Consider the following 23,625-nt stretch of genomic DNA (forward strand, 5'->3'; position numbering starts at 1 on the left):
AGTACCCGTTTATGACACACCGCCATTTTATAGTACATAAGCCGTATGGTTACCTGAGCCAGTTTGTTTGCGAGCTTAAAAAGAAAAAACTCCTCGGCGAACTACACGACTTTCCTGAAGGAACAATGTCCATTGGCAGACTCGACCAGGATAGCGAAGGCCTGTTGCTACTAACTACCGATGGTAAAGTAAGCGAGCAGGTTCGCAGGAAAAGCGTAGAAAAAGAATATTATGCCCAAGTAGATGGTCTGATAACTGACGAAGCTGTAAAACTGCTGCAAGAAGGCGTAGAAATTGGCATTGATGGCGACAAGTATCAAACCTTACCATGCGCTGCTTTCAGGTTAGAGCAAGACCCAAGTTTTCCGCAACGCAGCCGCAAGATACGCGACGATCGCCATGGCCCTACCAGTTGGGTCTCGATTACCTTAACAGAGGGCAAAAACCGCCAGGTCCGTAAAATGACCGCCGCGGCAGGTTTCCCTACGTTGCGTTTGGTAAGGGTTAGAATTGGTGATATTCAGCTAGGGGACTTGCTGTCTGGCGAAGTGGTGGAAGTGGAAGATCTGTCGCTGGCTATGGCGGCTGAACAAATTTTGTCTGAATCAGGATTTTCAAGAGTAATTTATAACTCGTAGTTTGCACAGTTCCTATGAGAGTCTGGCTGGCCATAGTTTTATAGTTTCTGTTTATCATCCCCCTTCGCCCCCTTCAAAGGGGGACTTTCTGTCCTTGCCAATTTTCAAACTATAGTTCTATAGTTACAGGCAAAGAGCGGACAGGTCGCGACCTGTCCCTACGGAACTATGACCACGATAAATATCGAAGCTTACTGGTTCAAACTATAGATTGGTGGTTGCTATGAGAAACGTATCAGTCTTTGGGTTGAGCGCCTTGTGAATATCTGGTGCCGTTAGGCATTGCGAGTGTGCGAGCAAAAGAGATTCGCACAGCGCGATGCCCGAAGACGGGGCCTCCCGGCCGCGAGGGAGCCAGGTTACCTATAAAACGATAGGTGAGTAAAGCTCCCAGGATTAAGAGTGGTTTGAAAGGATAGCTTGGTTCGAACAGTATAATCGTATATTAACAACTAAATCCCCGGCTTCACCAACTGCCACCAAACCCCATTATACTTCTCCTGTTTTATAGTATAAGCGACCAGTAAATCTTTATCATCTATAGTTGCGATGACCGGGTACACTGCACTTCCATTTGCTTCAGTTAGCTGTATTGTTTTTAAGTGTGCACCGTTATCGCTCCTGATCTGTAAGCCTATGTAGTTGTTTGATTTGCTGCTGTCGTTACCGCGTTCATCCCAGACTACAGCCAGTTTGCCATTGCCAAAAGTAGCTAATTGCGGGTGCCTTGCTGCCGGTGCATTACTTATAGTTTCGCGTGGTGTAAAGGCCTTTCCGGATTCTTTCTGGCTATAGTATACACCGCTGCCGCCACCCATTGTAAACCAGGCATAATGCATCCCGAATTTATTTGAGATCATCGCCGGGCCTGTATGAGGACAACCATCAATTACCCAGTTATCAGCACTAATGCGTTCCGGCTTCACAAAAGTTTTTCCGCCATCTACAGAAACCAGGTGCATCATGTCTCGGATGCTGTCGTTTAGGATGCCACGGTAAGCTACGTGCAGTTCCTGTTTTTCATCTAAGTACAAGTCGGTTCGGCAGCACTGGCATAGTTGCGTATCTATCACCTTCTCACCTGCAAAGCCATTGCGGCCGCTGGTGCTGGCAAAGTATAAACTGGAGCCTTCCCTGTCTGTGTTTTTCCTGGAGTCGAGCCAGATAGCGCCTACTTCTCCGTTTGGCAATACTTCCATATCAAAATAACGCTCGTCAATGCTGTTTATAGTGTCTTCAGCCAGTTGCTTTGCTTCGGTCCAGTTCTTACCACCATCAAACGACTGCGTATAAAAAACCAATCCGGCATAGCTGTTCTTTGGGTTCGGGTTACTGACCGGGAACATCGCTATAATATCTCCATTCTTCCGGAAAAGTATTTTGGGCAGGTTCTCGTCGTGCGGGTGCACACCTTTGGTTGTGGGTATAGTTTGTGCTTTGCCAAAGGTCTTACCAGCGTCATCCGAAACAGCATAAGCCATCAGGTAATTACCGGTCGTATCTATAGCCTGTACCCAACTCAGCACCATATTGCCTTTGTTATCTTTCGTCAGGTAAGGGCAGGATGCGGATAGGCCTTCTTCAGAGATTTTTACAGCTGGTGCGGATACTTCATTAGCTGATGCCTTTGTTTCTGGTTTTCCGGATTGACTACAAGCGGTACCAAAAAGCAGTGCCCCCAGGATTAAAGTATAAAGTATGTTAAATGAACGTGTCATGATCGTGCGGTTTATTTTTTATTTAGTTCTGGCTCCGAAAGTGTAGCCAAGCCCTAGGTGCAGGGTTCTCGGTGCGCCTTGTCGGTAGCTTTTGCCCCAGGCATTCTTGTCGGCAGTAGTGGCGTATAGTTCGTTAGTCACGTTCAGTAGGTTTATCCATAGTTCCAGTCCGCTTAGCGTGTAACCTACACGTGCATTCAGCAGGTTGTAGCCGGCATATTTTTCAGAATTGGCAGCATCAAGATAATAATTGCTCATGTGTTGCCACTCCAGGCCCAGGCGCAGCCCTTTTATAGTTGTCGGCTTAAAGTTTACCTCAGTATTGCTGATAAAGCGCGGAGCCGTAGCCATTTCCTTGCCTCCAAATTCGGCACCTTTCTCTGTATATTCTATGTAAGTATGTTTGGCATTGGTACCACTAAACCGGAAAGTCAGGCTCTCGACAGGGGCATATTTCAAAGTATATTCTACACCACGGTGACGGGTTTTCCCTGCGTTCTGATTCTCATAAGAGCCATCTTCCAGCTTCACAGATACGATCTCGTTACGGCCATCCAGTTGGTACACACTTACATCCAGGTAGCCTTTGGTATCGGCAAAACTGATCCAGCCGCCAAGTTCGTAGTTGTTATAGTTCGCTGGTTTCAGGGTTGGTACCTGCACGCCTCGGTATAGTTCTGTTATCTGGGGTGGTGTAAAACCTACACTATAATTGCTGTATGCGCCCATGTCTCTGCCCAGGTCATAAGTAAGACCGAGTTTTGGAGTAAGGCTTTTGAAACCGTTCTTCTCATCAGGGGTACCTGTAAAAGCGCCCGGCTCCAGGTGGTTATCAAATGTAAAATCAAGGCGGTCGTAGCGCAGGGCGGCCACAGCTTTCAGTCTTTCCAGTGGGTTGATCTCAAACTGGCTATAGGCAGCAGTGTTCAGCAGGTCTACCTTATAGTTGGTCAGCAATGTGCCGGTCTGGCTATAGTTGGTGTACTTGCCGGTTTCGCTACGGTCAATGTCGATCAGTTCCGCTTTGTAAGTGGCCGGGCTATAGTCTGCGCTTAAGCCACTTATTAGTTGCGCATTCAGGAACGGAAAACGTATTTTGTGCTGCGCAATCAACCCGAAACTCTGGAAAGCGTCTTCGTTTATCTCCCCTTTCGCTTTAAGCGGGTTATCTTTTATGTTTTTGATAGCATAAAAAGGATTCTGGCCGATGGCATTGTTGCGGTAGAAGGCAGTTACCTGTGTGCTTTGCTGCTCGTTCCAGTTCTGTTCTAAGGTCGTTCTCAGGCGCAGGGCATTTACTTTGCGGTAAGTAAACGTATGCAGACTGCTGTATTCTTTGCTGTAAAAACGGGTGCTGTCAAGTCCACCTGTCTGGTCGGTCTGGTAATCAATAAAACTAGCTGAGGAGATAAGTTTTGTGCTTGGATTGAAGGTATAATCTGCCCGAAGAGTAAGCGCCAGCTTATCGAAATCGCTGTGCTCTATAATGCCATTGCGCTGGGCTGCATAGTATCCTGACACATATATCCCCATTTTACCAATTGTGTTTGATGCACTGAAATCGGTGCGGCGGTAGCCCTTGTCGCTGCCCTCGGCCTGTAGTCTGGCCGTAAAAATCCGGGCCGGAGCCTGGGTTATAAAGTTGATGGCGCCACCTATAGCTTCGCTGCCATACAGCGACGATGCCGGCCCACGTATCACTTCAATGTTGCGCAGCGCCCCCATGTTTATCTCGATCAGGGCGTTGTGGTTAAAATTACCGGTTGTGCGTATCGGGATGCCATCTTCTAAATACAAAAACAGGCTTTTGTACCCGATCGGCTGGCGAATGGCCATGGTGTGCTGCTCGTTGCCCAGGTTTACCATATACACCCCACTCACCTTGTTCAGCACCTGTTCCAGCGACACTACCTTGGTTTCCAGCAATACTTCTTTCGAGATGGCACTGATGGCAACAGGCGTTTCGGTACGCAAAGCAGCATCACGACTCGCAGAAACTACTACCTGACCTAGTTGGTTAGCAGATGGTTGTAATTGCACCAACAATCCATCTTTTTTCAGGGGCTTTTTCTGGGCATCATACCCAATGTAGGAGAACACCAATGAGTCGGAAACTACAGTTGCTGGCAGGTTAAAGGTACCATCGGCTCCGGTTATAGTTCCGGTCTTTGATTGGGTGGTGCGTATAGTTACACCGTAAAGCGGCTCTTTTGTTAAGGCATCAATTACCTGGCCTTTGGTTATAGTTTGGCCAAAAGCCGGTTGGCATAGAACCAGCAGGCTCATAGCATATAGCAATAAACTTCTCATGGAAGCAGAATTTATAGTTTAATCAAAACTTTTAGCGTGCGCAAAGAGAAGGGCAACAGGAATAAACTGTGCTCAGAAGTAATAGCGGCGCACACGCCGGAAGATTAAACTATAGTTTTGGGCGGATGAAAGATGCTATGGTAAGCTACGGAAGTATGGCTGAAACTATAGTTTGAGAGAAAGGAAACTATAGCTATCGGAGAATAGGACGTAAATACAGGCAAGCTTTGGCAATACAGGTTTACCTGCACTTCCTGTTTCTGTCCGCGTTCATTGGCCTGCTTATCTGTATCGTGCTGGGCTTTCAGCTTTTTGGTGAGCTGGCATTTCCCTTCGCACTCCAGTTCGGGCTTATCGCGGTTTATACACAGAAACTCCATGATATACTCCTTGTTCGCCTGGAAATCCACGAGCACTACAACCTTACTGAAGGTTTGCAGCAACATAATGGCCATCAGCGTTAAAACAAAAAAGTTTTTCATGGTTTACCTGGGTTGTAATGTAAGCACTGGCTCTTATGCCAATACTTCCTTCACGGTACAAAAGTAGACCACAAAGCTTACCCAAATAATGACCTGTGTCAACTATAGCATTGACCTTTATCAATCATAGCCAGCCTTTGCGCCGGAACCAGAGATAAACCACCAGCGTGATCAGGGCCATCGCCAGAATTACAGTTGGGTAACCATAAACAGAATGCAGCTCGGGCATAAATTCGAAGTTCATGCCATAGATACCAACTATAAACGTGAGCGGCATAAAGAACACCGAGAAGATGGTAAGTACCCGCATCACTTCGTTTGTTTTCTGGGATGAGAGCGATATATAGGTATTGACCAGGTGATTCGTGCTGTCATTCAGCTCGTCGTAGAGCGTTACCATGTGCACGTGCAGATCCTGCATATCCTGCATTTCGGTGGGTGTCAGGTTCAGCAGTTTCAGGTTATCCAGTATCACTTCAGATAATTTCAGCACCCTTTTAGACACCCCTACTTTGCGTTTTAAGTGGTATAGGCCTTTCGTAAGCGAGACAGGTTTTGACTGCAGAAACGTTTTGGTCTCGTAGTAATCCAGGTCGTTTGCCAGCTTATCTGCCGGGTCATCAAAGGTCCGGAACGCAGAGCGAACCAGGCGTGTAAGCAAGCCCGACGAGGTTTTGATCAGCCCTGTATCAATGTATTTTTCTTTTACTTCCGCAATAAAATCAACCGGGTGGCGGTGTATGGTAAATACAAAGTTCTCGTGGTAAAAGATGGATACTTTATTTGTAAGCTCCTGAATAGTGTCTGCTTCCCGGTGGGCTTTGGTATCAAAAATACGGGTGATGATGAACACAATGTTGTTCGCGACCTCATACTTAGGAAGGTGTTCCGGCTGCAGACAGTCGCGTACTGATGCCGGGTGCAGGCCATATTTCTGGGCCAGTTCCTGCATCTCTTCTGCATTCGGGTTTTCTATATCGATCCATTCCCAGCCATGTTCAGCAGCAGATACTAAGGTTTGTTGCACAGGTCTATAGTTATAGGTTTGCTTAAAAACAATCTGTTTACGCGCACTATAGTTTGGTGTTAGTTAGCAACTATAAGTTACATCTGCAAAAGAAAAAATCGCCCGGATGAATGTCCGAGCGATCTCAAACTATAGTTCAGTAATGTTAGCTTTTGCCGGTGTGGGCATGCACGATCTGGCGCAGCCACTTCAGCATCAGGAAGATGGCAAATGCTGCTAGTAACGACCCGGCACAGTTCACCAGGAAGAAGTACGCTTTGTGGTCGTATTTATCCCACATACTAGCCAGCACACCCGATAGTTTATTACCGATAGAAGTAGCCAGGAACCAGCCACCCATCATCAGGGCCGTTAAGCGTGGCGGGCTCAGTTTCGAAACCAGCGACAGACCCATCGGGCTCAGAAACAGCTCCCCTACCGTAATAACAGCGTACGAACCAACCAGCCACAAGGCAGAGCTTTTCTCGGCACCGTTCATGCTGGCAAACACAGCACCCACCATAACCAGTGTACTCATAGCCGTAATTACCAGTCCCCACATAATTTTAGCAGGCGTTGATGGCTCTTTGCCACGCTTGCGCAGAAACGCGAAGAACCACACCACCAATGGCGTAAGCAGGATCACGAAGAATGGGTTAATAGATTGGAACAGTTCTGTCGAGATGAGCTTTAATGGTGCGCCTTCCTGCGGCCAACGCTCTTCCTGCAGGTTATTCAAGTATGGCGCAACGCCCTCTTTGGTGATAACTTTGCCTTCCGCATCAGTTCTCGCTCTAAAGTTCTGGTCATAATCCGGAACAGTGGCCGTGCTCTGGTCAACTTCCTGCACCATGCCAATTGCACCCGCAGGTCCGGTTAAACCTTCTGCCATGCTGCGGTCGGTATAGTACTCGGCCCAGGTGGTAAGTGCTGTACCGTTCTGTTTAAATATCGCCCAGAATACGATAACCACGGCAAAAATAGAAAGCAGCGCCGCTATTGGTCTTTTATCTTCTGCAGAGGCACGTGCCCAAAGTGAGCCATAGAACACCATGATCGGAATAGCACCAAAAATGAACGCATCCGTAGAGTTAGAACCGAAAATATCGCCTGGGATAAGTACCCAGCCCAACACCCCCGCAATTACAGCAGGCAAAATCACGATACCAAAAATACGCATCAGCGACATGTCGTTGGAGGCGGCAGGCTTGCGAACATCGGCCTCTTTGTAATGTTTATTACCCATCCAGAAAATGACAACACCCAGCAACATACCTACACCGGCAGCCGCAAACGCATAGCCCCAGCCAAAGTTGTTACGCAGGTACGAAGCCACGAAAGGCGCGATAAAAGCACCCAGGTTTATACCCATGTAAAAGATGTTATAACCGGTATCTTTCTGTTCCTGGTACTCTGGTGCTGAGTATAAGCCACCCAGCAACGTAGAGATATTCGGCTTAAAGAAACCGTTACCAATAATGATCAGGCCCAGGGCAGCAACCATAGCAAGATCGCCGGGCAATGCCAGCCCGATGTAGCCAATAGCCATCAGTATACCTCCTATCGAGATCGAAAGCCTGTAGCCCAGCACCCTGTCGGCAAGCAAGCCGCCCACAAAAGGAGTTAAGTACACAAACGCGATGAACGTACCAAAAATATCCGAAGCATTCTCTTTAGATAAGCCAAGACCGCCGTTCTGCGCATCGATCATGTACAGGAAGAAAATGGCCAGCATGAGGTAGAAGCCGAAACGCTCCCACATCTCAGAAAAGAACAGGTAGTAGAGTCCTTTAGGGTGTTTAGATTTAGTTGTAGACATGTAAGTGTTAGATAAATATTGCTCCAAATTAGCTACAGTTTGCAAGCCTGCAAAATAAAACCAGGGCTGAAAGGCACAATTTTAAACTTTTTATGGCCAGAACTTATTCTTTATAAACTATTTGAAAACCGCAGCTATAAAAAATCTTTTAACGGATGTGTTGTTTTAGATAGTCCTACTCTATTCCTTTGCGGACTTATTTGGCTTGGGCTGCTTAATGATGAAAAAACTTCAGGTGTTGTTGTTATTGTTGTGGTGCAGTGTGCTGGCTTTAGCTTCACAGGCTTCTCCACTAACCTGTATTTCTCAATATTCTGCAAATCAACAGGTTGCATCCGAGAACAATACACTAGCTGCCATCCTTTTCCAGGAAATTAACTACACTGACCCGGAAGCTTTACCGCTACTCGACGAAACACTATTCACAACTATAGCTCAGAGCCTGCTAAAGTTATCGCCCTTAACCTTCCTAAGCGAACAACAGGTTTTGGTTTCGCATTCTTCTTCAAAATCTGATAACGGCCTTCATACCATTTTCACGGCCGGGCCTTAACTTCATTAGTACTTGCAGCCTTACCTATAGTTGTCAGAGCCAATCCGGCTAAGACTATTCCTTACCTGTATCTCATAGTTTAAATTTTATGGAGCTTATTCAGCACCTCATCAGCTTTATATTGCACATAGACCAGCACCTGGTAGATCTGCTAAATCAATATGAAAAATGGATCTACCTGATCCTGTTCCTTATCATCTTCTGCGAAACAGGTTTGGTGGTTACGCCTTTTCTGCCCGGCGACTCGCTGCTGTTTGCGCTGGGTGCGCTTGCTGCCCTGCCTGCTTCGGGCTTAAATGTGTGGTACCTGATGGGTTTGCTTATAGTTGCGGCCATCCTCGGCGACTCTTTTAATTACCTGACCGGGCATAAGTTCGGGCGAACCATTTACAACAAAGATTACTGGTTCCTGCGCCAGTCGCATCTGCGCCAGGCCGAGAAGTTTTATGTGAAGTATGGTGGCCGAACTATAATCTATGCCCGTTTTGTGCCTATTGTGCGTACGTTTGCCCCTTTTGTGGCCGGCATGAGCAACATGAACTATAAACGATTCCTGATCTTTAACGTGGTGGGCGCTTTTGTGTGGGTGGTGTTCTTTATCCTGATCGGGTATCTGTTCGGAAACCTGCCGGGCATCAGGTCTAACTTCTCGCTGCTGGTGCTGGGTATTATCGGGGTATCGCTGCTGCCGCCGGTTTATACTATAGTGAAGCAGCGTTTGGCAACCCCCAAACAAGTGTAGATCATTCCTATTCAACTATTTCCATTAACTATACGGGGTGCCCGGTGCATGCAACTGTGCCCGGTGCTTTATCCAATGTCAGTTTTATTGTTCTTTAAATGAGTAACCTTTCTAAAGGAAGCGCTGCTTCCACGGCTGGTGTTTTAATTTCCCTTGGCATTATTTACGGCGATATCGGCACCTCACCGCTTTATGTAATGAAGGCGATACTGGGTGGCGCACCTGTTACGCAGGCGTTGGTGTATGGCGGTATTTCCTGCGTTTTCTGGACCCTGACCTTACAGACAACTATAAAGTATGTCTTCTTAACGCTGCAGGCTGATAACAACGGCGAAGGTGGTATTTTTTCGCTTTACACGCTTATCCGCCGCCGAGCACCCTGGCTTATAGTTCCGGCCATGATCGGGGGTGCTGCCTTGCTGGCCGATGGTATCATTACGCCTCCTATCTCAGTTTCGTCTGCCATCGAAGGCCTTCGCATCCTGTATCCGGATATCCCGACTGTGCCTATAGTTATCACCATCCTGACCCTCATTTTCCTGATGCAGAGTTTTGGTACCGAGATAGTGGGCAAAGCGTTCGGACCGATCATGTTCTTGTGGTTTACTATGCTGGGTGTTTTGGGCGCGTTGTCGTTGGTAGAACATCCCGAGATCATTAATGCCCTTAATCCTTATTACGCTTATAACCTGCTGGTAAATTACCCGAACGGGTTCTGGGTGCTGGGTGCCGTTTTCCTGTGTACGACCGGTGCCGAAGCGCTTTACTCAGACCTGGGGCATTGCGGCCGTCCAAACATAAGGCTAAGCTGGGGATTTGTGAAACTATGCCTTTTACTAAACTACCTGGGCCAGGGCGCCTGGCTGATGACACAGGAAGGAAGCGCGATCCGTGAAAATCCTTTTTATGGCATTATGCCTTCGTGGTTCCTGATCATTGGTATTGCCATTGCAACTATAGCCGCCATAATTGCCAGCCAGGCGCTCATTTCAGGGTCTTTTACTCTTATCTCAGAAGCGATCCGGTTGAATTTGTGGCCTCGTGTTAAGCTGGTGTACCCTACCAACCAGAAGGGTCAGTTGTATGTGCCAAGTATAAACTGGTTGCTTTACCTGGGTTGTGTGGGCATCGTTCTATACTTCCGCGAGTCGGAGCACATGGAGGCAGCTTATGGCATGGCCATTACCTTATCGATGTTGTCTACTACTATCCTGATGAGTTATTTCCTGCGCGTTCGCTATAAGTCATGGGTGGCAGTTATCCTGTTTTTAGCGGTGTACCTTTCTATAGAAACATCCTTTATGGTAGCTAACCTGAGCAAGTTTACGCAAGGTGGCTGGGTGTCGGTGCTGATAGCCAGTTTGTTGCTTGTGGTAATGTACATCTGGATAAAAGCCTTTTACATTAAGCGCAGCCTGGCCGAATATGTACGCCTGAAAGATCACCTGCCAGCCCTGAAAGAACTGAGCGCCGACGACACAATACCAAAATACACCACACATCTGGTGTTTATGACAAGTGCGCCCAAACCAAAAGATGTGGAAACAAAGGTGATATACTCTATCTTTCAGAAACGACCGAAACGTGCTGATATTTACTGGTTTGTGCACGTGGAAACCACTGATCAGCCTTATACCACCGAGTACAAAGTAAAGCAACTGGACCCGACCGTGATCCGGATAGACTTTAAACTTGGTTTCAGGGTAGAGCAGCGTATAAATATGTTTTTCAGGAAAGTGGTGGAAGAACTGGTGGCAGATGGCGAGGTAGATATCACCAGCCGTTACGACTCCCTGAGCAAGCATAACCTGATAGGCGATTTTCGGTTTGTAGTGCTAGAGAAATTCCTGTCTTACGAAAACGACCTGCCCTTTAAGAACCGCCTGATCATGGAATGGTACTTCAACATAAAAAAATACACCAGCTCCGAAAGCAAATGGTTTGGGCTGGATTCCAGTTCTGTTAAAGTTGAGAAAGTGCCGCTCGTTATCAGGCCTGTAAAATTACCTGAGCTTAAGCGCATAATGGCTTAAACTATAAGCTTTCATGTCGCTTCATAAACTATAGTTAGGCGTTCTTAAACTATAGTTTATGAAGCGATGGGTGCTGCTTTTTTAAGGGTTTTTTATTGGCAGGTTCTTAACTATTAGTATCTTGCTATGTTGCTTGCCCGCCAATCAGGTTCAAAAGCGGCGCGCAATCAGCTTTTATCCGGATGTGGCTGTAAATATTTGCACAGGTCACAGACGATAACTTTACCGACACCAAACAACAACCTATCCATCAGCAGATGGCTAAACTACACCTATTACTACATGCGTAAATTTCTACAGAACATTACCCGACGAAAAAGCGGAACAGCGCTACTGGCAGATTATCAACTCGACGACAACATACAGGGCACTAACCTTGTACGTACCCTTAAGCTGAAGGACCTTGTTTCGTTTGGTATTGCAGCTATCATCGGTGCCGGTATTTTCAGTACTATCGGTAATGCCAGTGCAGCCGGTGGCCCGGGTGTATCGCTCCTGTTCATTTTCACGGCAATTGCCTGCGGCTTTTCGGCTCTTTGCTATGCGCAGTTTGCATCTTCCATACCGGTATCTGGCAGTGCTTATACCTATGCCTATGCCTCTTTTGGCGAGTTAGTAGCCTGGATCATTGGCTGGGACTTACTGATGGAATATGCCATTGGTAACATTGCGGTGGCTATTTCGTGGTCTGATTACTTTACAGCTGTGCTTACGGGCGTTGGCATCGGCATGCCCGAATATCTGACCATGGATTATCTGAGCGCATCGCGTGGTTTTACAGAAGTTTCGGCTCAACTGGCACAGGGCAAAGCACTTACCGACCTGCCTGGCTACCTGCAGGAGGCTTACCTTGCCTGGCTAAATGCACCATCTATAGCCGGTATAAAACTGGTAGCTGATATTCCTGCTTTAGGTATCACGGTTCTCATCACATACCTGGTTTACATTGGTATCAAAGAATCGAAGCGTACGGCTAACCTGCTGGTGTTGCTTAAGCTTATCGTTATACTGCTGGTTATTACGGTAGGTGCTTTTTATGTGAATACCGATAACTGGTCTCCATTTGCACCAAATGGTATTTCCGGCATCCTGAAAGGGGTATCGGCTGTGTTCTTTGCCTATATCGGTTTCGATGCGATCTCTACTACTGCTGAAGAATGTGAGAACCCGCAGCGTGACCTGCCACGTGCCATGATCCTGGCTCTGATCATCTGTACGACACTCTATGTTATTCTGTCGCTGGTGCTTACCGGCATGGTACCTTACAACGAACTGGCAGTTGGCGACCCACTGGCGTTTGTGTTCTCGAGCGTTAACCTGGATGCGATGGCCGGTATAGTTGCCGTAAGTGCTATAGTTGCTATGGCCAGCGTACTTTTGGTTTTCCAGTATGGCCAGCCACGTATCTGGATGAGCATGAGCCGCGACGGTTTGTTGCCAAAGATATTTTCCAGCATCCACCCGAAACATAAAACACCGTGGTTTGCAACTATAGTTACTGGTTTTGTGGTAGCAGTGCCTGCCCTATTCATGAACCTGACCGAAGTAACTGACCTGACAAGTATCGGTACTTTATTTGCGTTTGTGCTTGTGTGTGGTGGTATCCTGGTAATGGATGAAAAGCAGAAAGAGCTTGACACAGCACATAAAGGTTTTAGAGTACCTTATATCAATGCAAAATTTGTATTGCCGTTAATTCTGATCGGCCTGCTGATCATCCTGTACATTTACAACGGCGAAGCTATGGCAACTTATCTGAGTACAGAAGGCGGTTGGGAAGAGTTTCAGCACAAGTTACCTTTGCTTGGCTTTATTATCATAGCGGTTATCATGACGATACTTTCTTTCACTAAAAACCTATCGCTGATACCTGTGCTTGGCTTACTTACAAACCTGTACCTGATGACGGAGCTTGGCATTACAAACTGGACCCGTTTCCTGGGTTGGCTGGCGTTTGGGTTGCTGCTATACTTTGTGTACGGTTACCGGAACAGCAAATTAGGCAAGCACCAGCTATAGTTGGTAGTTTAATATGTTAAAACAGAAGCAAAACATAGCTACAACACTGCTCCTGCTGGTGTGGGCTGCTATGTTTTGCTTTTCTGTTTCAGTTACGCTGCATAAACAACCCGCAAAAGCAACGTACATCTATAGTTCAGCTTTCGAGAACAACGAAAAGTTAACTTCAGAAGAGAAAAGCCACCCGGTTGCCTGGACGGAGCAATCGAATACACAGGTTGTTTCCAGCCATGTTGAATCCTATTCACATCTTTTCACTACTGTTTTCCAGCTCACAAGGCCGCAAACCTCTTATGTAGGTAAAAAAACTGTAAAGGCTTTACTGGCTTTTGCATCTGCCACCATCCGCTTCCGGATTCTCCCCAACGCTCCCTAGTTTATAGTTACGCCTGATAGATCACCCTGCCATACTTTATAGCTAAAGTGTGTACGCAGCTTTTTTGCTTTTTCTTCTGGAATGGCATTACCTATCTATTTACCTAACTATAGTTACTTACATGTCTAATAATATTTTCGCGACAAAATCTGTCGATAAACTGATCAAAGAATCAGAGAGCGGGGAGCACGGACTTAAACGTACCCTGACCGCTACTAACCTTACCATGCTGGGCGTAGGTGCCATTATTGGAGCGGGTATTTTTGTACTTACCGGAACAGCTGCTGCAAATGCTGCGGGTCCTGCAATTGTTATCTCCTTTTTAATTGCCGGGCTTGGCTGTTTGTTCGCCGGCTTGTGCTACGCCGAATTTGCATCCATGATACCGATTGCCGGTAGCGCTTATACCTATGGTTATGCTACACTGGGCGAATTTATAGCCTGGATCATCGGCTGGGATTTGATACTCGAATACCTATTTGGCGCGGCTACGGTGGCTGTGGGCTGGAGCGGTAACTTTGTAAGCCTTCTGAAATCGATCGGCATAACTGTACCGGCTGCTATTGCGGCTGCCCCACTTGCTTACGATGGCAACTCCTTTACTGCAACCGGTTCTTTTATCAACCTCCCGGCTATAGTACTTATACTTGTCATGACGGCCTTACTGGTAATCGGTATTCAGGAATCTGCCAAATTCAACAATGTCATCGTTATCGTGAAAGTTGCTATCGTATTGCTGGTAATCGCTTTTGGTTTTCAATACATCGACCCTTCTAACTGGACTCCTTTCATCCCTGAAAAAGAAGTATTGATTGATGGCGCCACACGCTACGGCTGGCAGGGTGTAGTGGCTGGTGCGGCTATAGTATTCTTCTCTTATATTGGTTTTGATGCTGTAAGTACGGCTGCACAGGAAGCAAAAAATCCTCAGCGCGATATGCCTATTGGTATGTTAACGTCCCTTGGTATTTGCACGCTCCTTTACGTTCTGATGTCGTTGGTTATGACTGGCCTTGTACCTTACAAAATGCTGAACGTTCCGGATCCGGTATTGGTGGCACTTCAGGCTGCTGGTCCGGCGCTTAGCTGGTTATACTTTTTTACCGGTGTGGGTGCTGTAGCTGGTCTGGCCTCAGTTGTATTGGTAATGTTGATGGGGCAGCCACGGATTTTCTTTGCAATGAGCCGCGATGGCTTATTACCTGCCTTATTTGGTAAAGTACATCCTAAGTTCAATACGCCTTATGTAACTACGATCATTACAGGTTTGGTAGCGGCTGTTATAGCTGGTATTTTTCCTATTGGCTTGCTGGGTGAACTGGTAAGTATCGGTACATTACTGGCATTTGTGATTGTATGCGCCGGTATTATAGTGTTGCGCCGTACGAGTCCTGAGTTAAAGCGTCCGTTCAAGACTCCTTTTGTGCCGCTTGTTCCGGTTCTTGGTATCCTGATCTGCGGTTACATGATGGTAAACCTGGGTTGGGATACCTGGATGCGCCTTATTATCTGGATGGCAATTGGTGTTGCTATTTACTTTTTGTATGGTCGCAAACACAGCAAGCTTCGCAAACAGAACGATGCACTTGAAGTGGATAAAGTATCAGTAAGTTAACTTCAACTAATGCAAAAGTGATCTTATGGGAATGCTTGAATTATTCATATTTCTGACAGCCTTAACTGTTCTCACTTTCTATTTCAGAAGAGCTGAAAAAAAGAAAAAGAAATAAACCATATTTGCTACTTGCTCATAAAAAACCGCCTGGAGAGATCCGGGCGGTTTTTGTTTTTTATAGTTTAACAGATTGCCACACCTCCCCATTTAACTATAGCTTTCTCCATTAGATTTCTGAACTTTGCAGGTAATGTCGCCAACAACTATACTACAAAGCTTACCTGACATACCTGTTAAGGAAGCCCTGCCCCGCCTGCTTGCTGCCCTGGAAACCAACACCCGGGTTGTGCTTGAGGCGCCGCCAGGTGCCGGTAAAACTACGCTTGTGCCACTCGCATTACTCGAAGCCGTCTGGCGAAACGATGGGAAGATACTGGTGCTGGAGCCACGACGTTTAGCTACCCGCGGAGCAGCACAGCGCATGTCTGACCTGATGAATGAGCCGCTTGGCCAGACCGTAGGGTATTGGGTGCGTATGGAGCATGTGGTTTCGAATAAGACGAGAGTGGAAGTTGTAACCGAAGGGATACTTACCCGATTGATACAGGACGACCCGGCACTGGAAGGGATAGCAGCCATTATTTTCGATGAGTTTCATGAGCGTAATCTGCAGGCTGACCTGGGTTTAGCCCTGGCCCTGGATGCACAAGCTGAGCTACGCCCTGATCTGCGAATATTAGTGATGAGTGCGACATTAGATGCTGTAACGATTGGCAAGTGGCTGGATGCACCTGTTATCACCAGCGAAGGCCGTCAATACCCTGTCGAAACGTATTATCTCTCCCCATCAGAAGTGGCTGGGGCAGGTAACTGGCCTGCAGAGCGTTTGGGCAACCTGGTACCAAAAGCGATCCGGAAAGCGCTCACCGATGAACCTGAAGGCGATTTACTGGTATTTCTGCCGGGCATGGGCGAAATGCGAAGAGTAGCTACCCAACTGGAAGGTAAACTGGCTCCAACTATAGATCTTCATATCCTGCACGGCGACCTTCAGCTTTCAAAACAAATGGCAGCCATACAGCCTGCACCAAAAGGCAGGCGCAAAATAGTACTCGCTACCAGCATCGCCGAAACCAGCTTAACCATTGAAGGTGTAAAAATAGTGATCGATGGTGGCTATTCGCGGGTTCCTAAATTCGTGCCTCGCACCGGGCTTACCACACTGGCAACTATAGCTGTTTCAAAAGCGGCGGCTGATCAGCGTCGTGGTCGTGCCGGGCGTTTGGGCCCCGGGGTATGTTACAGGCTTTGGTCCAATGCCGACCAGTTGCAGTTAGCACAAAGGCAAAACCCTGAGATCTGCGAAGCAGACCTGACCGGACTGGCTTTGGAACTGGCGATGTGGGGCGTGAAAGATGCTGCTGCTTTAAACTGGCTTGATGTTCCTCCTGCCGCCGCCATGGCCCTCTCCCGTGATCTGTTACTTCGTCTTGAAGCTATAGATACTAACAGAAATGCCACAGCCCACGGAAAAGCCATTGCTTCGCTGGGGCTATCTCCACGACTCGGGCATTTGGTTATTCGCGGCAAGGAGTTTGGGTTTGGTGCTACCGCCTGCGCTCTGGCAGCTTTGTTATCTGAAAAGGACATACTGAAACAGCTGGAAACCGGGCGCGGAAATGCATTGCCAGACCTGCCACTACGCCTGGAGATCTTAACCGGCAAACGACCACCCATTCCGGGCTTTGTGCTCGACGAAAATGCCCTGCGCCGTGTACGAGAACAGGCCCAACACCTGATGCAACGCACCCGCGCTACCAACGAAACTATAAAACCTGATACTGCCGGTATTTTAACCGCGCTTGCCTACCCAGACCGCCTGGCCCAACGCGAATCTTCAGGACGGGTAAGACTGGTAACAGGGCAGCGGGCAGCTTTGCCAACAGAGCTTTTCGGCGAAGCAGAGTTTTATAGTATAGCGCACCTGGAGATCGGAAACCAGCCACGTGTATTGCTGGCAGCACCACTCAACAAATCGGAGTTACTGGAGCATTTCACAGCGCAACTGGAAGAATTGGATGAGGTTAAATTTGATGAAGCCACCGGCAGAGTTACAGCCCGGAAAATTACCCGCTTAGGCGCCCTAATACTACAGGAAACCAACCAGCCAAACCCAGATGCTGAGCAGGTAGCGGCTATACTTTTGCAGGCGTTTCAAGAAAAAGGTATCGAAAAACTTCCATGGTCAGAGCAGGCTTTAAAAACACGACAACGCCTAGTTTTCCTGCAGCAACTGTCTCCGGAACTATGGCCGGATGTATCAGATAAAGCGCTGGAAGAAACGATGGAACTATGGCTGCTGCCGCATTTGGTTGGTTTACGAACTATAGAACAGGTAGCCAGGCTGGACTTTAATGAAATGCTGCTTTCGAATTTGAGCTGGGAGCAGCGGCAGGTAATGGACCGGCTCGCACCAACGCACCTGGAAGTACCAAGCGGCTCCCGCATTGCCTTAGACTATACCGACCCAACTACACCCGTGCTTGCCGTGCGTTTGCAGGAAGTTTTCGGGATGCTGGATACGCCGCGTATTGGTTGTGGCAAGGTGCCTTTGCTCATACATCTGCTCTCCCCGGCTTCACGGCCCGTGCAGGTTACCCGCGATCTGCGCAGCTTCTGGACCAGCGGCTATTTTGATGTGCGGAAAGACCTGCGCGGGCGCTACCCCAAACACTTCTGGCCCGATGACCCGCTGGCAGCTGTACCAACCCGTGGCACCAAGAAAAGACCTCAGTAAACTATAGTTTCAGCCAACTATAAAAAGCTGTAACCCGGTTGCGTCTTTTATGTTGTCTGTCCGTCATCTTGGTGTAACAGATCTTAAACAGATAAAAAAACAACACCATGGAATCAATGTACATCTATGCTTTCGGTAAACAGCTTAACCAGTTAAAAGAGCAGCTGGACCAGCAAGAAACGAAACAAAACAACTGTGCGAAAAACACATGCCCGGAAACAGAACAGCTATCGCAACAAAGCACTTGCTGCCCTAGAAAGCCGGTTGCTACCAATTTATAAACTATAAAGCTCCGTCCATACCGCCAGTTTGAGCGCCAGTTACAAACTGGCCTCATTTATAGCCACAAGTTGCGCTATCGCTAAACTTGCGGCATATCACATAATAGCATTAGCAACGCGGCCAGAGTCAGCGGGATAACTCACACTCTCGGGACGCGAGCGAGGGCATTAGTAGAATAGATTCTCGTAAACTATAAAAGCCCAAAACCACCGATCATCAGTGGCTTTGGGCTTTTCAACTATAAAACTATAGTTGAAACTACCAGACTATAAATACAGATCACCGGCAGCTTCGGGCTGGTAAAGGATAGATTCTATTTTGTAAGACAGCATTCCCTGCGGGGCCGGCCACTCTACTTCGTCGCCAACTTTGCCACCCAGTATAGCCGTTGCAACCGGAGCCAGCACAGAGATCTTGCGGGCATTCAGGTCAGCGTCTTTGGGGTACACTACCGTTATCTCCATCTCATTCCCGGTTTTCAGGTCTTTCAGGCGTACTACAGAATTCATAGTTACTACATCAGTCGGCACTTCTTCTGAGGCTACCACTTTTGCGCGCTTCAGCTCTTTACACAACCCTTCTACAGCGGCAGCGCCAACTGTCTGGCGTTGCAACTGCACCAGGCTGTGCAGGCGTTCATGATCTTTTTCGGTTAGATAAATGGGGTTCATAAAAGTTCAGTTTAATATAAATTGATGCTCTTTTGAGAGTACAGATCCGGGTTCAGCCGGGGTAAAATAAATGTCTTTAAAGCTCAGCGTCTTGCCAGATTCTACTCTCCTGAAAATCTTATCCGGGGTAATACTGTTCAGGCTTCCAAATCCGCAGGCTTCCATAACTTCTATAGTTGATTTTATAGTATTGCCATGGAAGTTGGCAACACGCACCCGCTTATCAGCCACATCCAGGCCTTTGTACAGGTTTTCGTCCTGGGTGGCAATACCAACCGGGCAACGACCGGAATCGCACTGCAGTGCCTGTATACAACCAAGCGCAAACATCATTCCGCGGGCACTATAACATATATCCGCACCCAGCGAGATCGCCTTGATAATATCTACTCCCGTAATTATCTTACCGGCAGCAATAATCCGGATCTCTTTTCTGAGCTTATATTTCACCAGCATCTCCTGCACAAAAGACAGCGCATCGTAAAGCGGCATTCCCAGGCTATCAGTAAACTCCAGCGGTGCGGCGCCAGTGCCTCCTTCTGCTCCATCAATCGTTATAAAGTCCGGGAAGATCTGGTTGTGCATCATCTCCTGGCAAAGCAGCTCAAATTCATGTTTGTTACCAATACAAAGCTTGATACCAATGGGCTTGCCTTTCGACAATACTCTTAATTTATCAATGAACAACAGCATGGTAAACTGGTCTTTGAAAGCAGAGTGCGCCGGCGGCGATGCAACAGTAGTATGCGGCACTACTTTACGGATAGCTGCGATCTCAGGGGTGTTTTTGGCAGCAGGCAGTATACCACCATGTCCCGGTTTTGCCCCCTGCGACAACTTTATCTCCACCATTTTAATATTCGGATGGGCTACCTGCTCTTCGTATAGTTTCTCAGAGAAATTACCCTGGCTGTCGCGGCAACCAAAGTAACCGGTACCGATCTGCCAGATCAGATCACCGCCACCCTCTATATGGAATGGGCTCACGCCGCCTTCGCCGGTGTTATGTGCAAACCTGCCCAGTTTGGCACCCGCACTTAATGCTGTAACAGCCGTTTTACTTAGCGAGCCATAGCTCATAGCCGATATGTTATAGATGCTGGCACTATACGGTTGCCTGCACCGGCTGCTGCCAACTGTTACACGCAGGTCCTCTTCCTTTATATGCGCCGGGAACATGGAATGTGCTATCCATTCAAAACCGTTTTCCTGGCTGTTGGCCTGCATACCGAATGGCACCGTTTGGCGCACGTTTTTGGCCCGCTGGTATACTAAAGAGCGCTGCCGACGGCTAAACGGTTTCCCATCCAGATCAGACTCAAAAAAGTACTGGCGCATTTCCGGGCGGATGCTCTCGAAAAAGTAGCGCAGGTACCCCAAAAGCGGATAGTTACGCAGGATAGAGTGTTTTGGCTGGCGAATATTGTGGATATAAACTGCCTGCAGTGGAAGCACAAATACCAGCAACCCTAAATAGGCTACATTTTGGTAAGCCAGGTAAAAAACAATGGCATATATGACAGCAAAAGCAACCGCAAGAAGTTGCCTTACGCTAAGTTTGATTAACATATCAGATGTAAGAAATTAAGTAAATACAGAAACAGTTAGTGCCAGCACCCGCTACAAACTATAGCAGACAGGCAGCACTAAAATGCAGGTGTAATCGGGGCCGGAGGGGTTCCGGCTTACTTGTTAAAGTCTTTGGGAGCAGAGAAAAAGTTAAGGCAATAGCCGTTCAGGTCATCGCTTAAAGAAACGTGATGCGACGCGGCTACAAGGTTTGTAAGCGGCAATTGTATCGTATGTATACTAAATGGCAGCACGATAATTTTAAATTTGGTTGAGCAAAATAAGCAGTAATTCTATTGATATGCAACTTATTCGCTGTATACGCAGCCCCATCTCTATATTGTTACATATAGTTAAACTGATGCTGCAAGCTTCTGTAGTACAGGCAAATTAGTTTGTAAAGCCACAAAATGCCCGCCCACGCTTTCTTTTCTGTCCAGGCAGGCATTCAGGATCAGTTCTGCCACAGTCAGCAAATTTTTAGCTTCCTGCACCGCCACCGAAAAACCTTTCAGCTGCTTTAGTCTAAACTTCAGCTCTGCCAGTTTGTAAATTGCATGCAATAATTCTTCTGCAGTCCGAACGATACCAACGTTCTCCCACATTAACAGCTGTATCTCCGTTTTTGTTTCTTCCGCCACTGTATCGTACCGGTTATCCGGCAAACTATAGACTATACTTTTAAACGATGGGCACCAGTATGGCTCTGATGACGTGGCATGTATGGCAACTTCTATTCCGAATACCACCCCTTCTAAAAGCGAATTGCTTGCCAGCCTGTTTGCACCATGCACACCCGTACAAGCTACCTCACCAATTGCATATAACCCAACTATAGATGTTTGTCCGTGTAGGTCTGTTGCTATGCCGCCGCACTGGTAATGCGCAGCCGGAACTATAGGAATCAGCTCAACAGCAGCATCGATGCCTATCGATTTACATTTGGTATAGATACCCGGAAAGTGAATTTGAAGATGACCATTGGGTAAACGCGTGGCATCGAGGTACAAACATGCGGAATGGTGCAGATACATCTGCTCGTACACGGCGCGGGCAACTACATCCCTGGGGGCTAGGGAGCCCAACGGATGATAACGATGCATAAAAGCTGTGCCATCCGGCAATACCAGTTCTGCGCCGGCGCCCCGCAAGGCTTCGCTTATCAGGAATGTGCCTTTGGAAGTCGGGTCGTAAAGGGCTGTGGGATGAAACTGGAAAAACTCCATGTTCCGGATAACTGCACCAGCCCTGTGTGCCATAGCCAGCCCGTCTCCGGTGGCTATAGTTGGGTTGGTAGTGTATTGGTAAACCTGCCCGGAGCCGCCGGTTGCTAGAACTATAGCTTTGGCCAAAATAGATTTATAGTTGCAGCTCACCATATCCAGCACCTGCATGCCATAACAGATCTTTTGCTGGTCTATAGTTTGCGTCAGCAGATCCAGGCCAAGGTGGTGTTCTAAAACGGTAATACGGGAATGCTGGAAAACTGCTTTGCTTAGTGCCTGCTGTATACTTAATCCGGTGTGGTCTTTTACATGCGCGATCCGAAAGTGCGAATGGCCGCCTTCCAGACCTAACGCTATAGTTTCATCAGGGGCTGTATCGAAAAATACATTTTGCTGCTGCAACCATTTTACAGCGGCAGGGGCCCGCTCCACCATAAACCGAACTGCAGCTTCATCGCATAGTCCTGCACCGGCCGTAAGGGTATCCTGCACATGCTGCTCAAAAGAATCTGTAGCACTCAGTACAGCCGCGATTCCTCCCTGGGCATAAGCAGTGTTGGTCTCCGAAAATGCAGCTTTACAGAGAACCAACACCTCGCCATGTGCAGCAGCTTCCAGGGCAAAAGTTAACCCGGCAATGCCGCTGCCCAATACTACAAAATCATACTCCAGCGATTCCATTTATGCAAAGGCCAGCATGCGTTCAATTGGTATAAGGGCTTTTTTGATGATCTCTTCTTCCAGGGTTACTTCGAAAAGTTTTTCATGTGGCGTTCCAATTGCCCGAAGCGAATCCAGTGTTCGTTGTATAGTTATCTGCTTCATGTGCGGACATTTGATACATGGAACTATAAATTCTTTCTGTGGATACATGCCACGCAGCGTTGCCCCCAGGTCGCACTCCGAACCAAGTATAAACTGGCGGCTACCGCTCTCGCCAACAAATCGGATAATATCAGATGTGCTGCCAACTATCCCACCGGCTCCTTTCAGCGCTTCAGTTACCGTATTGTCCGGAACTTCCCAATGCACCAATACCTGCGCTTCGGGGTACATCAGTTTTAAGCCGGTTATGCGCTGTGGTGTGAATTGCTCGTGCACTTCGCACTTGCCTTCCCAAAGTATCAGTTCCTTACCGGTTTCCGCTTTTATTTTGGTCTGCAGGTTTCGGCCCATGTACAGGTCCGGCAAAAAGATGAGCTTGTCGCCGCCCAGCGAGCGGGCAATATCCATGGCATTGCGCGAGGTGCAGCAAATGTCGGCTTCGGCTTTGGTTTCGGCGTACGTATTGATATAAGCCACTACGGGCACGCCCGGCCATTGCTCCTTCAGCTTACGCACATCTGCTCCGGTAATGCTTTCGGCCAGCGAACAGCCAGCATCAAAACTTGGCAGCAACACTTGTTTCACAGGATTCAGTATCTTAGCCGTTTCAGCCATAAACTTAACTCCGCAAAAAATAATATAATCCGCTTCCACGGTTTTAGCGGCCACACTCAGCCCCAGCGAGTCGCCCACAAAATCGGCAATGCCGCCATCTTCATGTTTCACCTGCAGCTCGGCTGGCATATAAAAATGCGACAGTACCACCGCGTTATGCTTTTTCTTCAGTTCACGGATCTCTTCCACAGCAGCAAGTAAAGCAGCTTCTTCTTGTTCGGGCAGGGCAATAGGTTCCATAGCTCTGAGTTTTTCAGAGAAAGCGCCCCGTGTTTGGGTAGTAAACATTTCTGGATTGTATGTTTGTGTTAGGTTAAGTTTTCTGTGTT

The 23,625-nt window shown here is 47.7% G+C and carries 18 protein-coding genes; 8 read left to right on the plus strand and 10 right to left on the minus strand.

Features of this window, described 5'->3' with window-relative positions:
- The first annotated feature begins 11 nt into the window (after window positions 1-11).
- Window positions 12-638, plus strand: coding sequence for a pseudouridine synthase (locus ABS362_RS04160; RefSeq protein ID WP_350411045.1), 627 nt, complete (start codon window positions 12-14; stop codon window positions 636-638).
- 452 nt (window positions 639-1,090) lie between these two features.
- Here the strand turns inward: ABS362_RS04160 and ABS362_RS04165 are convergent, their stop codons facing one another.
- From ABS362_RS04165 to ABS362_RS04185, 5 genes are all read right to left on the minus strand, one after another.
- Window positions 1,091-2,356, minus strand: coding sequence for a hypothetical protein (locus tag ABS362_RS04165; RefSeq protein ID WP_350411046.1), 1,266 nt, complete (start codon window positions 2,354-2,356; stop codon window positions 1,091-1,093).
- 18 nt (window positions 2,357-2,374) lie between these two features.
- Entirely contained in the window at window positions 2,375-4,666 is a 2,292-nt protein-coding gene (locus ABS362_RS04170; protein ID WP_350411047.1) for a TonB-dependent receptor domain-containing protein, read from the minus strand.
- 104 nt (window positions 4,667-4,770) lie between these two features.
- Window positions 4,771-5,148, minus strand: coding sequence for a hypothetical protein (locus ABS362_RS04175; protein WP_350411048.1), 378 nt, complete (start codon window positions 5,146-5,148; stop codon window positions 4,771-4,773).
- Between the two features lie 124 nt (window positions 5,149-5,272).
- Window positions 5,273-6,175 carry a magnesium transporter CorA family protein gene (locus tag ABS362_RS04180; RefSeq protein ID WP_350411049.1) on the minus strand — a complete coding sequence of 301 codons (903 nt, stop codon included), beginning with the start codon at window positions 6,173-6,175 and terminating at the stop codon, window positions 5,273-5,275.
- 145 nt (window positions 6,176-6,320) lie between these two features.
- A complete protein-coding gene (locus ABS362_RS04185; RefSeq protein ID WP_350411050.1) occupies window positions 6,321-7,973 on the minus strand; it encodes a peptide MFS transporter in 1,653 nt (550 codons plus the stop codon).
- A gap of 217 nt (window positions 7,974-8,190) precedes the next feature.
- Here ABS362_RS04185 and ABS362_RS04190 point away from each other — a divergent pair, with 217 nt between their 5' ends.
- The 7 genes from ABS362_RS04190 to hrpB all read left to right on the plus strand — a co-directional run bounded on the left by ABS362_RS04190 (window position 8,191) and on the right by hrpB (window position 18,108).
- Window positions 8,191-8,526: a hypothetical protein gene (locus ABS362_RS04190; RefSeq protein WP_350411051.1), complete on the plus strand. Its 336-nt coding sequence runs from the start codon at window positions 8,191-8,193 to the stop codon at window positions 8,524-8,526.
- Between the two features lie 88 nt (window positions 8,527-8,614).
- Window positions 8,615-9,268 (plus strand): DedA family protein, encoded by a 654-nt coding sequence (locus ABS362_RS04195; RefSeq protein ID WP_350411053.1) that lies wholly within the window; start codon window positions 8,615-8,617, stop codon window positions 9,266-9,268.
- A gap of 98 nt (window positions 9,269-9,366) precedes the next feature.
- Window positions 9,367-11,301, plus strand: coding sequence for a KUP/HAK/KT family potassium transporter (locus ABS362_RS04200; protein ID WP_350411054.1), 1,935 nt, complete (start codon window positions 9,367-9,369; stop codon window positions 11,299-11,301).
- A 282-nt stretch (window positions 11,302-11,583) separates the two neighbouring features.
- A complete protein-coding gene (locus ABS362_RS04205; RefSeq protein WP_350411055.1) occupies window positions 11,584-13,320 on the plus strand; it encodes an amino acid permease in 1,737 nt (578 codons plus the stop codon).
- 13 nt (window positions 13,321-13,333) lie between these two features.
- Window positions 13,334-13,696: a hypothetical protein gene (locus tag ABS362_RS04210; RefSeq protein WP_350411056.1), complete on the plus strand. Its 363-nt coding sequence runs from the start codon at window positions 13,334-13,336 to the stop codon at window positions 13,694-13,696.
- A 49-nt stretch (window positions 13,697-13,745) separates the two neighbouring features.
- On the plus strand, window positions 13,746-15,311 hold the full coding sequence (locus ABS362_RS04215) for an amino acid permease (RefSeq protein ID WP_350411057.1): 1,566 nt from the start codon (window positions 13,746-13,748) through the stop codon (window positions 15,309-15,311).
- A 250-nt stretch (window positions 15,312-15,561) separates the two neighbouring features.
- Window positions 15,562-18,108: an ATP-dependent helicase HrpB gene (gene hrpB, locus ABS362_RS04220; protein WP_350411058.1), complete on the plus strand. Its 2,547-nt coding sequence runs from the start codon at window positions 15,562-15,564 to the stop codon at window positions 18,106-18,108.
- Window positions 18,109-18,656: 548 nt separating this feature from the next.
- Here the strand turns inward: hrpB and rnk are convergent.
- The 5 genes from rnk to nadA all read right to left on the minus strand — a co-directional run bounded on the left by rnk (window position 18,657) and on the right by nadA (window position 23,536).
- Window positions 18,657-19,061: a nucleoside diphosphate kinase regulator gene (gene rnk, locus ABS362_RS04225; protein ID WP_350411059.1), complete on the minus strand. Its 405-nt coding sequence runs from the start codon at window positions 19,059-19,061 to the stop codon at window positions 18,657-18,659.
- A gap of 6 nt (window positions 19,062-19,067) precedes the next feature.
- Window positions 19,068-20,630: an FMN-binding glutamate synthase family protein gene (locus ABS362_RS04230; RefSeq protein WP_350411060.1), complete on the minus strand. Its 1,563-nt coding sequence runs from the start codon at window positions 20,628-20,630 to the stop codon at window positions 19,068-19,070.
- A gap of 116 nt (window positions 20,631-20,746) precedes the next feature.
- Window positions 20,747-20,884, minus strand: a complete 138-nt coding sequence (locus ABS362_RS04235; protein WP_350411062.1) for a hypothetical protein — start codon at window positions 20,882-20,884, stop codon at window positions 20,747-20,749.
- Window positions 20,885-20,983: 99 nt separating this feature from the next.
- The gene (nadB, locus tag ABS362_RS04240; RefSeq protein ID WP_350411063.1) at window positions 20,984-22,537 is read right to left on the minus strand and encodes an L-aspartate oxidase; all 1,554 of its coding nucleotides are present in this window, start codon (window positions 22,535-22,537) and stop codon (window positions 20,984-20,986) included.
- Window positions 22,538-23,536, minus strand: a complete 999-nt coding sequence (gene nadA / locus ABS362_RS04245; protein WP_350411064.1) for a quinolinate synthase NadA — start codon at window positions 23,534-23,536, stop codon at window positions 22,538-22,540. It lies immediately after the preceding gene.
- Window positions 23,537-23,625: the final 89 nt, after the last annotated feature.

It is taken from the genome of Pontibacter populi (genome assembly GCF_040278685.1).
Taxonomy (GTDB): Bacteria; Bacteroidota; Bacteroidia; order Cytophagales; family Hymenobacteraceae; genus Pontibacter; species Pontibacter populi.

Bases quoted from the DNA above. Each gene is read 5' to 3' on its own strand.
- ABS362_RS04160 (WP_350411045.1), top strand. From the start codon at position 12: ATGACACACCGCCATTTTATAGTACATAAGCCGTATGGTTACCTGAGC.
- ABS362_RS04165 (WP_350411046.1), bottom strand. From the start codon at position 2,356: ATGACACGTTCATTTAACATACTTTATACTTTAATCCTGGGGGCACTG.
- ABS362_RS04170 (WP_350411047.1), bottom strand. From the start codon at position 4,666: ATGAGAAGTTTATTGCTATATGCTATGAGCCTGCTGGTTCTATGCCAA.
- ABS362_RS04175 (WP_350411048.1), bottom strand. From the start codon at position 5,148: ATGAAAAACTTTTTTGTTTTAACGCTGATGGCCATTATGTTGCTGCAA.
- ABS362_RS04185 (WP_350411050.1), bottom strand. From the start codon at position 7,973: ATGTCTACAACTAAATCTAAACACCCTAAAGGACTCTACTACCTGTTC.
- ABS362_RS04190 (WP_350411051.1), top strand. From the start codon at position 8,191: ATGATGAAAAAACTTCAGGTGTTGTTGTTATTGTTGTGGTGCAGTGTG.
- ABS362_RS04195 (WP_350411053.1), top strand. From the start codon at position 8,615: ATGGAGCTTATTCAGCACCTCATCAGCTTTATATTGCACATAGACCAG.
- ABS362_RS04200 (WP_350411054.1), top strand. From the start codon at position 9,367: ATGAGTAACCTTTCTAAAGGAAGCGCTGCTTCCACGGCTGGTGTTTTA.
- ABS362_RS04205 (WP_350411055.1), top strand. From the start codon at position 11,584: ATGCGTAAATTTCTACAGAACATTACCCGACGAAAAAGCGGAACAGCG.
- ABS362_RS04210 (WP_350411056.1), top strand. From the start codon at position 13,334: ATGTTAAAACAGAAGCAAAACATAGCTACAACACTGCTCCTGCTGGTG.
- hrpB (WP_350411058.1), top strand. From the start codon at position 15,562: ATGTCGCCAACAACTATACTACAAAGCTTACCTGACATACCTGTTAAG.
- rnk (WP_350411059.1), bottom strand. From the start codon at position 19,061: ATGAACCCCATTTATCTAACCGAAAAAGATCATGAACGCCTGCACAGC.
- ABS362_RS04230 (WP_350411060.1), bottom strand. From the start codon at position 20,630: ATGTTAATCAAACTTAGCGTAAGGCAACTTCTTGCGGTTGCTTTTGCT.
- nadB (WP_350411063.1), bottom strand. From the start codon at position 22,537: ATGGAATCGCTGGAGTATGATTTTGTAGTATTGGGCAGCGGCATTGCC.
- nadA (WP_350411064.1), bottom strand. From the start codon at position 23,536: ATGGAACCTATTGCCCTGCCCGAACAAGAAGAAGCTGCTTTACTTGCT.